Origin of the sequence: Kaistia defluvii (assembly GCF_040548815.1) — a bacterium.
GTDB classification, from domain to species: domain Bacteria; phylum Pseudomonadota; class Alphaproteobacteria; order Rhizobiales; family Kaistiaceae; genus Kaistia; species Kaistia defluvii_A.
Genome location: NZ_JBEPSM010000001.1, coordinates 1,983,146 through 1,997,048, shown reverse-complemented (window position 1 = coordinate 1,997,048; position 13,903 = coordinate 1,983,146). Strand labels below are relative to the sequence as shown.

Below are 13,903 nucleotides of genomic sequence, written 5' to 3'. Positions count from 1 at the left end.
AAGGTCAAGGGCTGATTGCGGGCTTGACCTTGCCATGATGGGAAGCTCCATATTCGCCTCAACCCAACGAATGGAGCCCAATATGCTGACGTTGAATATCAAGGACATGTCCTGCGGCCACTGCGTCTCGACGGTGCAGAAGACCGTGAAGGCGCTCGATCCGGCCGCCGAAGTCGGCACGGATCTGGCGTCCAAGACCGTGCGCATTGAGAGCACCGCGGAAACCGGTGCGATCGTAGCCGCGCTCGAGGAAGCCGGCTACCCGAGCATCCTCGTCTAGAACTCGCTCTCGCGCCGCCGCCGCGCCAGAAGGCCATCGACGCTCCAGGCGCCGGGGCCTGCGGCGGCGATGTAGAGGAAGATGAAACAGAACAGGATCGCCTCGACGCCGCCATTGCGAAGCGGAAAGAGGTCGTTCGGCTGGTGGGCGAGGAAATAGGCCACGGCCATTTCGCCGGACAGCAGGAAGGCGACCGGCCCGGTGAAGAGGCCGACCAGCAGCAGCGGCGACCCGATCAGCTCGATCCAGCCGGCGAACCAGGGCAGCGAATACGGCGCCAGGCTGGAAAGCATGTCGGAATAGGGAAAGCCCAGCAGCTTGCTGGTCCCGTATTCCCAGAAGACCAGCGCGGTGACGATGCGCAGCAGGGACAGGATCTGGGGCCGCCAGTCGCGCAGAACCGGCATTCGCGCCCAATTCGCCTGATCGTTCAGCCCTTTGCCGAGTGGTCTGCCATCCCGAATGTCCATGTCTCGCTCCCGATTGGCTGCCGCGCGTTCGCGCCGTCCTGACAAGGCGAAAATGTAATTAGCGCGGGCCGCGCGATTGCATCGCTTTGTCTGGAACGAAAACAGCCGTCGGGCCTTGTTTATTCGAAGACGATTTCAGCCAAGGAGGACGTGAAGTGGCCGTCAAGGAATTGCTGAAAACGATACTGCCGGGTCATGCCGCGCGTACCGCTCGCAAGGAAAAGAACGACCGCCTCGACAAGGAGCTCACGGAGTCCTTTCCGACGAGCGACCCGCCGGGGATGGTGCAGCCGGGTTCCGGCATTACGGGCGCCGAGGTGAAGCCTTCCAAGCTGTCGCCGTCGCAATTGGCGAAGGGCAAGAAGGCATAGCAGGTCCAGCCGGAGCGAACGGCTTCGGTGTGACAAGTCATAGATCTTCCGAGGTTTGTTCCCAACCTCCCAGAGCGCCCCTCCCGCGCTCCATCTCAGACCCCGGAGCCGCCAGGCTTCGGGGTCCTTTTGTGTGGGCTTCCCGAAATGCTCTTTCTTCACCTCTCGCCTCTAGGGAGAGGTCGACGGCCGCAGGCCGGCGGGTGAGGGTTTACGGCCTCTCCGGATGGTTCCCTAAACCCTCACCCGGAGCGTCGCTCCGACCTCTACCTCAGGGAGAGGTAAGGGCAATGCGGCTCGAATGGAGAAATCGGCATCGCTCGTCGACCTACCGACAAGACACCGGGCGCTTCGCGACAGCGGAGCCGCGAAGGAGGCTGCAGCGTATTGTCTAAGGCGTTCGCTGGACCCTCCTTCGAAGCCCGGCTTTGCCGGGCGCCTCAGGATGATGGTCGAGGTTAGGAACCGAGGATGGCTACTCGCTTAGTAATCGTCCTAGGGCATGGCGAAGACGGGCTTCAGAGCGACATAGGCGGCGCGGTAGCGCGCATAGCCATGGTCATAGACCTCGCGATTGGCCGGGTTCGGCTGGATCAGCGCGCCCTGCGTCGCCAGGCTGGAGATGCCGCTCCAATCGGTGGCGAGGCCCGTTCCCATCGCCGCGACCCAGGCAGCGCCGACCGAGGAGCCATAGGGGTTGTCGAGCAGTTGCACCGGCGCGCCCATCACATCGGCCATGATCTGCATCCAGACCCGGCTCTTGGTGCCGCCGTCGGAGGCAAAGAAGCGGCGCGGGGCGTGGCCCATGTCCGCGAGAACGTCGACATGGTGGCGGAAACCATAGGCGACGCCCTCCAGCAGTGCGCGCCAGAAATGACCCTTCCCGTTGCCGAGGCTGAGGCCGATATAGGTGCCGCGCGCCAGGGGATCGTGGATCGGCGTCTTCTCGCCGAGGAAATAGGGCAGGCACAGCACGCCATCGCTGCCGGCGGGAACCGCGCCGGCCAGCTTGTCGAGCGCGACATGCGGGCGTTCCTCGCCATCCGAATCCGCCAGCAGCCGGGCCATCCAGTTCAGGGCCGAGCCGGACGAGGCCATGCAGCCATTCGGCGCATAGAGACCGGGCACGAGGTGATAATCGAGATAGAGCCGTGCGTCCGGCTTGGCCTTGTCGGCGGCCACGACGATATCGCCGGCGCCGCCGAACTTGAGCAGGACGTCGCCATTGGAGGCGATGCCGGCGGCGAGCGCCGAGGCGATGTGATCCGCCGCGCCGCCGAAGATCGGCAGGCCCTCGGGCAGCCCCGTTTCGCGCGCGGCTTCGGCCGAGACCGTGCCCATCTGCTCATGCGTCACGGTCCGATCCGGCACGGCGCTGCGCGGAATGCCGGCCAGCGCCACGAGATCGTCGGCGATGCGGTCTGTCGCGACGTCGGTGAAGCCAGCCTCCAGCGCCCAGTTCTGTTCCACCGCCCGGCGGCCGGTCAGGCGCCAGTTGATGTAGTCATAGGATCCGAACACCGTGGCGATGCGCGCGAACACGTCCGGCTCGTGCTTGGCGATCCAGCGCAGCTTGGCCGCCACGAGCTGCTGATTGATGCCGTTGCCGGTGCGCTTGAGAAAAGCCGTCTCGTCGACCTCGCGCTTCAGCCCCTCGACTTCCTCGCCGCAGCGACCGTCGCTCTGCTGGATGCTCGGGCGCAGAACCCTGCCGGCCGCATCGAGCAGCACGACCGCCGGCAGCATGCCGGTGACGCAGAGGCCGGCCAGCGAATCCGGGCCATCCGGCAGGGCGGCGATGGTTTCGCGCAGCACGTCGCAGGTGTTCGCCCACCACTCGGTCGGATCTTCCTCGGCCCAGCTCGGGCGCGGCGAGGAAAGGGTCACCGGCCGCGACGCCATATGCAGGATCTGGTCGGGTACGCGGACCGCGATCGAAATGGTCGAGGTCGTGCCGATATCGAGGCCGATGACGGTGGTCTTCTGGGCGGGCATGCAGGGATCCAGTTTCGTTGGGAAGCGGCGCACGAGAGCGGCGGCAGTCCGTGCGGGCGGTCAGTCGGGCAATCGTCCGGGCTCCGGCCCGGCGATGATGGTTTCTATGTTCGCGGCCTCCAGGGCGCGCGCCAGATGGGCGGGCGGGGCCGCATCGGTGACCAGCACGTCGGCGCCGGAAAGCTCGCACACCCGCGCCAGCGAACGATGATCGAATTTGGACGAATCGCACAGGATGACCACCTGGTCGGCCCGCGCGATGAAGGCGCGTTTCACCTCGGTATCCTCAACCGAATAATCGAAGAAACCGGCCTCGATCAGCCCGGAGACGCCGATGAAGACACGGTCGATATTGTAGTTCTGCAATTCGCTGACGGCGCGCGAGCCGACCACGGACTGCTCGGGATTGCGGACCTCGCCGCCCAGCACATAGACCGGACTCTTGGAGGCGGAGAGCGTCATTGCCGCGCGCAGGCTGTTGGTGAAAACCCGGAGGTCGGGGCGGCCGAGCACCGCTTCGGCCAGGGTCAGCGTCGAGGTGCCGACATCGATGCCGATCGTCTCGCCGGGGCCGATCAGCGCGGCGGCGGCGGTGGCGATCGCGGTTTTTTCACGAGCGTTTCTGTGACGCCGGCGCTTGAAAGCGGGCTCCTCGAGGTCGAAAACCTCGCGGGGATCGGAGGCGGACGAGACGGCGCCGCCATGCGTACGGGCCAGCAGGCCGCGCTCTTCGAGCAGCACCAGGTCGCGCCGGATCGTCATCTCGGAAACGCTCAGATTTCCTGCGATTTTCGAGACGGAGACGAAGCCGTTCATCTCGATCCAATCGAGGATGAGGGATTGGCGCGCGCCGGCGGGAATGCGGCCGAGTTCCTGCCCGGCCAGTTCGGCCTGGCCGAAGAGGGGGCCGCTCATGGCGCGCCTGCGAGGAAATCGGCTGGCATCGCAGTTCCTTCCGGACGTTTAAACTGCAACAGGTTCGAACATTTACAAACATTATCTGGAAGCAGGGCGTTGTAAAGTGTTCGATTTTGCGTTTTGTTGGGCCACCCAATCCAGCAAGGAACAACTGATATGGCCGGCATATTCGATCTTTCAGGACGCAAGGCAATCGTCACCGGCGGATCGAAGGGCATCGGCGCGGCGATCGTGCGGGCCCTCGACAAGGCCGGCGCGACGGTCGCGATCGCCGATCTCGACGTGATGGCGGCGCAGGCCGTCGTGGCGGAGCTTGAGAATGGCGGCTTCGCGGTCGAGGTCGACGTCACCAAGCGCCAGTCGGTCGACGAGGCCATGCAGAAGGCGATCGACGGCCTTGGCGGCTTCGACCTGCTTTGCGCCAATGCCGGCGTATCGACCATGCGCCCCGCGGTGGATATCACCGACGAGGAATGGGACTTCAATTTCGACGTCAATGCGCGCGGCGTCTTCCTCGCCAACCAGATCGCCTGCCGCCACTTCCTCGCCAACAAGACCAAGGGCGTGATCGTCAACACCGCCTCGCTGGCGGCCAAGGTCGGCGCGCCGCTGCTGGCGCATTACTCCGCCTCGAAGTTCGCCGTGTTCGGCTGGACCCAGGCGCTGGCGCGCGAAATGGCGCCGAAGAACATCCGGGTCAACTGCGTCTGCCCGGGCTTCGTCAAGACGGCGATGCAGGAACGCGAGATCGTCTGGGAAGCGGAACTGCGCGGCATGACGCCGGAAGCGGTGCGCGCCGAATATATTTCGCTCACCCCGCTCGGCCGCATCGAGGAGCCGGAGGATGTAGCCGACGTGGTCGTCTTCCTCGCCTCGGACGCGGCCCGCTTCATGACCGGCCAGGGCATCAACGTCACCGGCGGTGTGCGCATGGACTGAGGCGAGCCGGAGGTTTGTTTCCCGGTCTTGAGAAGAAGATGGGGCGGATCGGAAGCGATCCGCCCCATTTTTGTCAGTGCGCCGAGGCGCGGCTGCCTACCAGTTCGGTGAGGTAGAAGAGGAAGGCGGCGAGGGGGAAAGCGAGGCCTGCCACGACGATGCCGTTCCAGCCGAAGGTCTCGTAGAGCGGGCTGGCGATGGCCGAGCCCACGGCGCCGCCCATGAAGATGGTGGCGACATAGATGCCGCTCAGGCGGCTGCGGATCGCCGGCGCCATCATGAACAGCGAGCGCTGGCCGAACACCATGTTCGCCTGGACGCAGAAATCGAGCAGGATCGCCGCAATCACCAGCACCGCGATCGAGCCGACCGAGACCAGCCCCGACAGCGCGAAGGCGATGAAGACGCCGGCGATCGCCAGGCCCGTGCCGATGCGCCCGAAGCCGCGATCGGCGAGGCGGCCGGCCAGCGGCGCCGACAGCGCACCGGCGGCACCCGCCAGCGCGAAGACCGCGATCTGCGTCTGCGACAGGTGGAACGGAGCGCCGGCGAGTTCCAGCGGTACGCTGGTCCAGGACAGGCTGAAATCGGCGAACAGGGCGAACTGGTAGAAGCCGCGCCGGCGCAGCACCGGCGTATCGCGGAAGATCGACCAGAGCGAGCCGATCAGCTGCGAATAGGTGTGGCCGGAATGGGGATGGCGCTTGGGCAGATGGCGCAGCAGCAGGAGCGCCAGGGCCAGCATCAGGCCGGCCGAGCAGAAGAACACGCCGCGCCAGCCGATCAGATCTGCCAGCACGCCGGCGAGCGGCCGCGCGAACAGGATGCCGACCATCAGCCCGCCCATGACGTTGCCGACCGTGCGGCCGCGCGTCTCGTCGCTGGCCATGTGGGCGGCCATCGGCACCAGCACCTGGGCGATGCTGGAGCAGATGCCGATGAACAGCACCGCGCCGAGGAAGGGCAGGCTGCTCGGCGCGACGGCAGCGAGCAGCAGCGCGAAGGCGGTGACGCCGACGGCGATCAGGATCAGCTTCTTGTTCTCGATGATGTCGCCAAGCGGCACCATCAGCATGAGGCCGACGCCATAGCCGATCTGGGTCAGCGTGACGACGAGGCTGGCGAGCGCCGGCGGCAGGCCGATATCCGGCCCGATCAGCGCGATCAGCGGCTGGGCGTAATAGAGATTGGCGACGATGGCGCCGCAGGCGGCCGCCATCAGGATGGTCAAGGGCCCGGAAATGGTGGCGGGAATCGGCGCCGGCTCGACGCCGGCTGAATCTGGCAGTCGCATGAGAAAGCTCTTGTTTGATGGTGGGGCGATCGCCTCAGTGCGACGTCCGGCCATCCGGGGGGAAGGACGATGGGCAAGAAATGGCAGCTTTCGCGGGCCAATCCTATCATCCGTAAGGATGAGTGGATCCCCGGGCCGCGGTTTTGAAATCGGAGAGGCTCAGTCCCTCGGCGTCAGCACGCCTTCGAGCGCCACCAGCCTTCCACGCTTGATCACGGTGCGGCCGCGCGGCGCGCCGGCGACGGCCTCCGGCACCGAGCCGGAATCGAGCAGCACGATGTCGGCGCGCCGGCCCGGCCCGAGGCCATAATGCGTGACGCCCAGCACGGCGGCGGGGATTTCCGTCACCATGGCGAAGGCGTGCACGAGATCCGGGTCGGCGAGGAACTCCTGCCGGTAGCCGATGATCTGGGCGCGGCGCAGCAGGTCGCCATCGCCATAGGGCGACCAGGCGTCGCGGATGTTGTCGGAGCCGGCGAAGACGGTGACGCCCGCCTCCCGCAGTCGCTTGACCGGCGGCATGGCGACGGGGCCGGGGCCGTTGGTCATGATGGCGACGCGAGCGTTGGCCAGTGCCTCGGCCGTGCGGAAAAACTCGAAATCATCGATCTGGCCGAGCGCGAAGGCGTGGCTGACCGCCACCTTGCCCTCCAGCCCGAGCGCCAAGGTGCGCGCTGCGATCTGGCGCAGTTCGAAGGCACCGAGCGGGCCGGAATCATGCAGGTGGATGTCGACGCCGACCCCATGCTTCTCCGCGACCGCGAAGACCGCGTCGAGATGGCCGGTCACGTCCTGGTCGATGCCGGCCGGGTCGAGCCCGCCGACGAGATCGGCGCCTTCGCGGATCGCCGCATCGAGCAGGTCGGCGACGCCGGGATCGATCCGGATGCCGCTTTGCGGGAAGGCGACGATCTGGATGTCGACCAGATCCCAGTAGCGTTCCTTGAGGCGCAGCAGCGCATGCAGGCCTTTCAGGCCCACTTCGGTGTCAATGTCGACATGGCTCCGGAGGCTGCCGGTGCCGAAGGCGGCGATCTGCTCGATCAGCCGTCCGCCGCGCTCCTCGACCGGAAGCGCCACGGTGCGGCGCAACTGCTTCTCCGCCTCGATCCGCAGCGCGACCGTGTCGCCGGGAATATGCGGGATGAAGGGCAGGCCGAGCAGCGTCTTGTCGAGATGGATGTGCCCCTCGACAAAGGAGGGCGCAGCCAGGCGATCGGTGGCGTCGATGCGGTCGCAATCGGCGGGCCCCTGTCCGGCCGGCACAATGGCCGCGATGGTTTCGCCGGCGATCAGGATATCGACGCGGCGCCCATCGGCAAGCGTGGCGCCGGCAATGACGAGGCTCGGCAGCAGCGAAGGGCTCAAGAGATCAGTCCCATCCGCCGGGCGGCGACGACGCGGTAGAGCCGGTCGCCATAGACGGCTTCCTCCTCGCGGGCGGAGAAGACGAGGCTGATGTCATGCTCGTCGTCCGACTGGATCGCAGCCGCAGCGATTTCCGGCCAGCCCGGAGCAGGCAGGTGGCGCCATTGATCCAGCTGCTCGGCGCTCGGCAGGCTGGGGAAGCCGATCTTCGGCACCAGCGAGGCGATGATCTGCCAGAAATAGCGCTGCAGCGCCGGACGGTCGGCCTCCGCCAGATGCGGCCCGATCATCCGGATCCAGTGCGAGCCGGTCAGCGCGTGCAGCGAGGAGAAGTCCATGGTCGCGGCGAACAGCGCCAGCGAGGTCTCGGCCAGCCTGCGGCCGGTATCCGGGCCGATGGCGAGCCAGTCGACGACCGGGGCAAACGATTCCTTCTCGCCCGCCGCGCGGATGTTGTGCCAGAGCAAGTCGGTTTCGGGCTCGACTTCGCGCAGGCAGGACAATTCGCAGGCACGGGCCAGCACCTGGCCGGGATCGTCGGTGACCGGGGCCGCGCCGGTGGCGCGCGGCATGGTGAGATAGGTGGCCGACCAGTAGCCGAGCGCGGTGCCGACTTCGCTCGGATCCATCCGCATCACGCCATAGGCGGTGCGCATCATGCCGTGCAGCGCGCTGGCGCCGATGCCGGGGATTAGCGTCGGCAGATAGGTCTGGATCGCGGCGTCGATGCCGATCCGGCGCACTTCAGCCTCGAAGAACGTCCGGTAATCCTGTTCGCGCGCGCGGTCGCCCAACGCCTCCGTCCAGCTCTCGCGCGAAATCGGCGCGACCGGCGGCGGCTGCGGAACCAGGCCATTGGTGTCCCGATAGGTGTCGAAATAGTCGCGCAGCCGTTCCTTCGAAGCGCCGAGCCGATCGAGCGCCACCAGGATCATCGGCAGATGATTGGCCAGCAGCAGCGGAAACTCGGCGCTGAACATCCGGACTTCGACAAGCAGGTCCTCGAGAGTGTCAGTCTCGGTGCGCGGGGATAGGGCCATGGCATTCCTCGGGAATTAGGTCTTCGTGTTCGAGACGCTGAAGTGAACTTCATCATAGGCCATCAATTCCGCATAGTGCCGGTCTGCGTCGTCGAGGAAAAGGCCCTTTGTCAAAGCCGCGACCATTCTTGGCACGCCATATTTGAGCCCGGTAATGCCGTTGCAGATCGGCCCCAGGCTCGGCACCGCGCCATTGTTGAAGACATGGATGTTGGCGAGATGCGGCGCCGTTCCCGGATGCTTCTCGGTGAATTCGAAGGCGCGGCCGAGATAGGGATAGCGGCCGAGGCTTGCATCCGTCTCGCCCTCCGGCGCGGCGAAGCGATCGGACCAAAGCGCGATGTCGTCGACGAGGCTGGCCAGCTCCGGCCGGCGGCGCAGGTCGATGTCGTAGCCGGTGCCGAGCAGGAGGTGGTCGAAGTCGAACCGGCCGCGCGGCGTGTCGAGCCGGATGCGGCCGTTCTCGATGCCCAACCGCTCGGGCGGACAGCCGAGCTCAAGGCGAAAATTCGGAAAGGCGCAGGCGGCGTTGAACATCTCCGTCGTCGGCGGCGTCTTGATGTCGAAGAAGCGGCGCATGAAGCGCCAGCGACGCAGATCGTCGAGATCGGCGAAATGGCTGAGGAAACCCGGAAAATTCGTCCAGGCGAGAACCTCGGTCTTGGCGAATTCGGTGGCGCGGCCAAACAGGGTCGCCGAGCGCGCGCCGGCCCGGAGCGCCGCCGTCGCCCAGTCGAAGGCGGAGGAGGACGAGCCGAGAATGCCGACGTCGCGGCCGGCCAAGCGCGACGTGTCGATCGCCTCGCCGCTATGGGTCCAGAATTCGCGCGGCAGGTTCTCCGAGACGATGGCCGGCACGGAATGGCCGCCGGCGCCCTCAATGCCGGTCGCAAGCACGATCTTGCGCGCGTAGATCCGTTGGGTTCCCTGGGGGCTCTCGACCGAGAGCGCCAGGCCGTCAGAAAAAGGCTCGATGGCGGTGAGCGTGGTTTGGTTGCGCACGGCAAGGCCGGTGACGCGGCGATACCAGCGCAGATAGTCCATCCAGTCGGCGCGGCCGATCTTGCCGAGGCTGTCCCAGGACTGCGCGCCATGGATCGCCTCGTGCCAGGCGCGATAGGTCAGGCTGGGGACGCCCAGATCGGGGCCCGCGAGATGCTTGGGCGAGCGCAGCGTGTCCATGCGCGCGCAGGTCAGCCACGGCCCTTCATGCCCCTCGGGCCGGGCATCGAGGATCAGCACGTTGACGACGCCCTGCCGCTTCAGCCCGAAGGCGATCGACAATCCGGACAGGCCGGCGCCGATGATGACGACGTCATGGACCGGTGCGCCTTCCGGGCCGCCGCGCGCCGGAATCCATGCCCGCGGCGCAGCCTCGATGCGGACCAGGTCGGCCGCGATTTGCCGTTCCAGTTCGGCCAGTTGGGGGCAAAAGGTCATGCAGCGCATCCTCGCTCGGGAAGGCCTGCATCGTATCGCATCGGTGCGAAACTGTGCTTGACGTAAAATTAGGCATCAGCGATTTTTTCTGTCGTGCGCCAGGGCTCGTGATTTTGCAGCAATATGCATGCCCGAATGCTGCAAGCGAACATCGTTGTTGTTTGCGAGGGAACATCGCGACGCAAGCTGACTGCAAGTTGGGCAAGCTGCCAATTGAAGGAACAGCTTGATGAAAGCTGTTCATCTTGGGTTTTGCAGGAATAAAAGGTAGGTCTTGAGCCCGGTATTGTTTGATGTAAGCTGCGCCACGCCCCTTGTCCCGAGGAAGAGAAAGTCACAGGAATGAGCACCGCATCGCTGTTAAAGCTCGGAGTTGCCGGGCTGGTCTATGTGAGCATCGCGGGCGCCGCGCTCGCCGCGGACAAGCCGCTGGCCGGCATCACGCTGAACCTTGCCTCGCAGAACGACCAGTTCGCGCCGGTGATCGCCAAGCTGGCGCCGAAGTTCGAGGAAGAAACCGGCGCGACCGTCAAGGTCGATATCCTCGATTATGGCTCGCTGCTGACCAAGACCCAGGCCGACTTCATCGGCCACACCAAGAATTACGACCTGGTGACGATGGATATCGTTTGGGCCGGGCAATATGCCGACAACAAATACACCGTCGACCTGACCGACTGGATCAAGCGCGACGCCGCCGAGATGAAGCTGGACGATATCTATCCGTCCACGATCAAGTATATCGGCCAGTATGACGGCAAGCAGGTGGCGTTTCCGTTCGCCGGCTATGCGGCTCTGCTGGCCTATCGCAAGGATCTGCTCGACGCGGCCGGCCTGAAGGTTCCCGAGACGGCGGAAGAGTTCGTCGAGACGGCGATCAAGCTGACCAATCCCGACAAGAAGCAATATGGCTTCGTCGCCAACGGCCAGAAGGGCCCGGCGGTGGCGCAGGACTGGCTGCAGTACAACGCCCAGCTCGGCGGCTCGGTGCTCGACGCGTCCGGCAAGCCGGCGATCAATTCGGAAGCCAACATCAACAGCCTGAAGGTCTACAAGGAACTGTTCGACAAGGCGGCCCCTCCCGGAGCCGTCGACTATGACTGGGGCGGCCGCGAGGAAAGCTTCCGCCAGGGTCTGGTTGCGATGATGGAAACCTGGTCGGTCGGCGCGCCCGGCTATTATGATCCCTCCATGTCGAAGATCGTCGACAGCGTCGCCATCACCACCACGCCGGGCGCCAAGGGCCTGCCGGTCAAGTATGGCCTCGGCGGCTGGGGCATGGGCATCAATGCCGATATCGACCCGGCCCAGCAGGAAGCCGCCTGGAAGTTCATCAAGTGGCTGACCAGCCCGGAGATCCAGAAGGAATTCAACATGGAGGGCGCCGGCAGCTACATCCGCAAGTCGACGCTCGCCGACCCGGACCTGAACAAGAAGTTCCCCTACCTGCCCGTGATCGCCAAGTCGTTCGAGAACGCCGACGGCGACTATCGCCCGCGCATTCCGCAGTATCCCGAAATCCAGGATCTGCTCGGCACGGCCGTGAACGCCGTGCTGGTCGGCGGCGTCGAGCCGAAGGCGGCCCTCGACGAAGTGCAGGAAAAGGCTTTGAAGCTGTTCTGATCGGCCTCGATACCGGGCGAGGGCGCCACGCTCTCGCCCGGCTCCTCCCTGTGCAGGTGAGGGGGACCCATCCGGAAAGACTGCAGACCTTCGCCCGCCGCACGATGTGCGTCGACCGCTCCCTCAGGGAGAGGTAAGGAAGTGACGGGTGCTTCCGCTTAGACGATCTGGATCCAGCGAGGGTGTTCCGCATTGGCTACGACTTCCGTCGGCTCGATCGATTTCCCCCAGCGCAGGGCGGCCCGCCTGCGCTTCCAGGACCGGCGCAGGCTCTTCCTGATCGCGCTCGCCGTCCCGGCCGTCGTCTATGTCGTGCTGATCGCGCTCTGGCCGCTGGCGCAGGGCATCTGGTATTCGTTCTTCGATTATAATCTGCTGCGCGGCGGCGGAAGGCGGACCTTCGTCGGCCTCGCCAACTATGCCGAGCTCTGGACGGACTCGACGGCGCGCCGGGCGCTGATCAACACTTTCGTCTTCACCTTCGCCGCCGTGGCGCTGGAGTTCGTCTTCGGGCTCTGCCTGGCGCTGCTGCTCTGGCGCGAGGGGCGCTTCAATCGCATCTGCCTCGCCTTCCTGCTGATCCCGGTCACCATCACGCCGGTGGTTGTCGGCCTGATCTTCCGCGCGCTGCTCGCCGTCGACTACGGCTTTTTCGGCTATTACCTGGCCGAATGGGGCATATCCGGCCCGCGCGGCTTCCTCGCCTCGACCAGCGCCGCGCTGCCGGTCGTCATCCTGATCGATGTCTGGGAATGGACGCCGCTGGTCGCGCTGATCCTGCTCGCCGGGCTCAAGTCGCTGCCGGGCGATATCCTGGAGGCGGCCTCCGCCGATGGCGCGACGGCGTTGCAGCGCTTCCGTCTCGTCGTGCTGCCGCTGCTGCTGCCGACCGTGTTCCTGGCGCTGGTATTGCGGGTGATGGATGCGTTCCGCGTGTTCGACATCATCTTCGTCACCACCGGCGGCGGGCCGGGCGACGCGACCAATTCGCTGATGGTCTATGGCGTCAAGCAGGGCCTGCAGTTCTTCAACATCGGCTTTGCCTCGGCGATCGGCAATGTCGCGATCCTCTGCATCGCGGTGCTCTGCGCCGCCTTCACCCTGCTGATCCGCCGTGCCGATGTGAGGGCCAACGAGACATGAAAGCCCGCACCCGTCAGATCGCGATCGAGCGCACCACGCTGGTCGTCATCCTCGCCCTCTACATGATCCCGGTGCTGTGGCTGGTCTCGACCGCCTACAAGCCGCCGCGCGAGATCTTCTCCTCGCCGCCGAGCTTCACCTTCAGCCCGACCCTGTTCAATTTCGAGCGCATCTTCCAGCTGTTCGACGTCTGGCAATTGCTGAAGTCGAGCATCGTCATGAGCCTCGGCACCACCGTGCTGTCGCTGCTGCTCGGCGTGCCGGCCGGCTATGCGCTGGCGCGCTCGAAATCGCGCTACGCCATCGTCGTCGCCTATTTCTTCCTGGCGATCCGCACGGTGCCGATCATCGCGACGCTGATCCCGTTCTACCTGATGATGCGCGACATCGGCCTGCTCGGGACGTGGTGGGCCGTGATCCTGATCAACACGACGCTGAACTGCGCCTTCGTCACCTGGATGATGTTCTCCTATTTCCGCGCGCTGCCGCGCGACATGGAGGAGGCGGCGCTGACCGATGGCTGCACCCTCTGGGGCGCGTTCTACCGCGTCGCCCTGCCGACCGTGGTGCCGGGCATCATCGCCAGCGCGCTGTTCTGCATCATGTTCTCGTGGAATGACTTCCTGACGCCGATGTTCCTGACCAATTCGGACACCAAGCCGCTCTCGGTGGCGCTGCTGGCCTCGTTCGGCACCAAGGACATCACCTGGGGCACGCTCGGCGCGCTGGCGCATTTCTCGACCGTGCCGATCGTGCTGATGGCGCTGTTCCTGAACCGCTATTTCGTCCAGGGCCTGACCAAGGGCGTGCACTGACTCTCTGTGGGACGGGGAGGGCGCGGCCTATGCCGCGGCCTGCCGCAGTCCGTGCGGTCGGCAATGTCAGATGGCCCTTCGAGCGCCATGGCGCGCGGGCAAGGAATCGACGGAAAAAGTGGGCAAGGCATCGCACCGCGCCGCCGACCATTCAGCCGGTTGCGCGGTGCGTAGGGCGCGGGCAACAGCGCTCGGCCCCCCGACCGA

General features: G+C 65.7%; 13 protein-coding genes. 6 read left to right on the top strand and 7 right to left on the bottom strand.

Translation table 11 applies throughout. The features are described from left to right. Positions 1 to 82: 82 nt before the first annotated feature. Positions 83 to 280 carry a heavy-metal-associated domain-containing protein gene (locus ABIE08_RS09400; RefSeq protein ID WP_354550490.1) on the top strand — a complete coding sequence of 66 codons (198 nt, stop codon included), beginning with the start codon at positions 83 to 85 and terminating at the stop codon, positions 278 to 280. Here the strand turns inward: ABIE08_RS09400 and ABIE08_RS09395 are convergent. Then, the gene (locus tag ABIE08_RS09395) at positions 277 to 687 is read right to left on the bottom strand and encodes a DoxX family protein (RefSeq protein ID WP_354551640.1); all 411 of its coding nucleotides are present in this window, start codon (positions 685 to 687) and stop codon (positions 277 to 279) included. The two genes, ABIE08_RS09400 and ABIE08_RS09395, sit on opposite strands and share 4 nt — an antisense overlap. Positions 688 to 905: 218 nt before the next feature. Between ABIE08_RS09395 and ABIE08_RS09390 the strand changes: the two genes are divergently transcribed. Further along, positions 906 to 1,121 (top strand): hypothetical protein, encoded by a 216-nt coding sequence (locus ABIE08_RS09390; protein WP_354550488.1) that lies wholly within the window; start codon positions 906 to 908, stop codon positions 1,119 to 1,121. A gap of 495 nt (positions 1,122 to 1,616) precedes the next feature. Here ABIE08_RS09390 and ABIE08_RS09385 read toward each other — a convergent pair whose 3' ends face one another. Both ABIE08_RS09385 and ABIE08_RS09380 read right to left on the bottom strand, forming a co-directional pair. Further along, complete coding sequence (locus ABIE08_RS09385) at positions 1,617 to 3,116, bottom strand: FGGY-family carbohydrate kinase (protein ID WP_354550486.1); 1,500 nt, start codon at positions 3,114 to 3,116, stop codon at positions 1,617 to 1,619. Positions 3,117 to 3,176: 60 nt separating this feature from the next. Beyond that, positions 3,177 to 4,031, bottom strand: a complete 855-nt coding sequence (locus ABIE08_RS09380; RefSeq protein ID WP_354550484.1) for a DeoR/GlpR family DNA-binding transcription regulator — start codon at positions 4,029 to 4,031, stop codon at positions 3,177 to 3,179. 159 nt (positions 4,032 to 4,190) lie between these two features. On the opposite strand from ABIE08_RS09380, the gene ABIE08_RS09375 reads away from it, so the two are divergent. Beyond that, a complete protein-coding gene (locus tag ABIE08_RS09375) occupies positions 4,191 to 4,973 on the top strand; it encodes an SDR family NAD(P)-dependent oxidoreductase (protein ID WP_354550482.1) in 783 nt (260 codons plus the stop codon). Between the two features lie 73 nt (positions 4,974 to 5,046). Here the strand turns inward: ABIE08_RS09375 and ABIE08_RS09370 are convergent, their stop codons facing one another. From ABIE08_RS09370 to ABIE08_RS09355, 4 genes are all read right to left on the bottom strand, one after another. Further along, on the bottom strand, positions 5,047 to 6,267 hold the full coding sequence (locus ABIE08_RS09370) for an MFS transporter (protein ID WP_354550480.1): 1,221 nt from the start codon (positions 6,265 to 6,267) through the stop codon (positions 5,047 to 5,049). A 159-nt stretch (positions 6,268 to 6,426) separates the two neighbouring features. Next, positions 6,427 to 7,623, bottom strand: coding sequence for an amidohydrolase family protein (locus ABIE08_RS09365; RefSeq protein WP_354551639.1), 1,197 nt, complete (start codon positions 7,621 to 7,623; stop codon positions 6,427 to 6,429). Between the two features lie 8 nt (positions 7,624 to 7,631). Then, entirely contained in the window at positions 7,632 to 8,675 is a 1,044-nt protein-coding gene (locus ABIE08_RS09360) for a questin oxidase family protein (protein WP_436409515.1), read from the bottom strand. A gap of 15 nt (positions 8,676 to 8,690) precedes the next feature. Continuing rightward, entirely contained in the window at positions 8,691 to 10,115 is a 1,425-nt protein-coding gene (locus ABIE08_RS09355) for an NAD(P)/FAD-dependent oxidoreductase (protein WP_354550479.1), read from the bottom strand. Between the two features lie 342 nt (positions 10,116 to 10,457). On the opposite strand from ABIE08_RS09355, the gene ABIE08_RS09350 reads away from it, so the two are divergent. The 3 genes from ABIE08_RS09350 to ABIE08_RS09340 all read left to right on the top strand — a co-directional run bounded on the left by ABIE08_RS09350 (position 10,458) and on the right by ABIE08_RS09340 (position 13,696). Continuing rightward, positions 10,458 to 11,738 (top strand): extracellular solute-binding protein, encoded by a 1,281-nt coding sequence (locus ABIE08_RS09350; RefSeq protein ID WP_354550477.1) that lies wholly within the window; start codon positions 10,458 to 10,460, stop codon positions 11,736 to 11,738. A gap of 192 nt (positions 11,739 to 11,930) precedes the next feature. Next, positions 11,931 to 12,881 (top strand): carbohydrate ABC transporter permease, encoded by a 951-nt coding sequence (locus ABIE08_RS09345; RefSeq protein WP_354550476.1) that lies wholly within the window; start codon positions 11,931 to 11,933, stop codon positions 12,879 to 12,881. Continuing rightward, positions 12,878 to 13,696: a carbohydrate ABC transporter permease gene (locus ABIE08_RS09340; protein ID WP_266329608.1), complete on the top strand. Its 819-nt coding sequence runs from the start codon at positions 12,878 to 12,880 to the stop codon at positions 13,694 to 13,696. The genes ABIE08_RS09345 and ABIE08_RS09340 overlap by 4 nt, the downstream gene beginning before the upstream one ends. Positions 13,697 to 13,903: the final 207 nt, after the last annotated feature.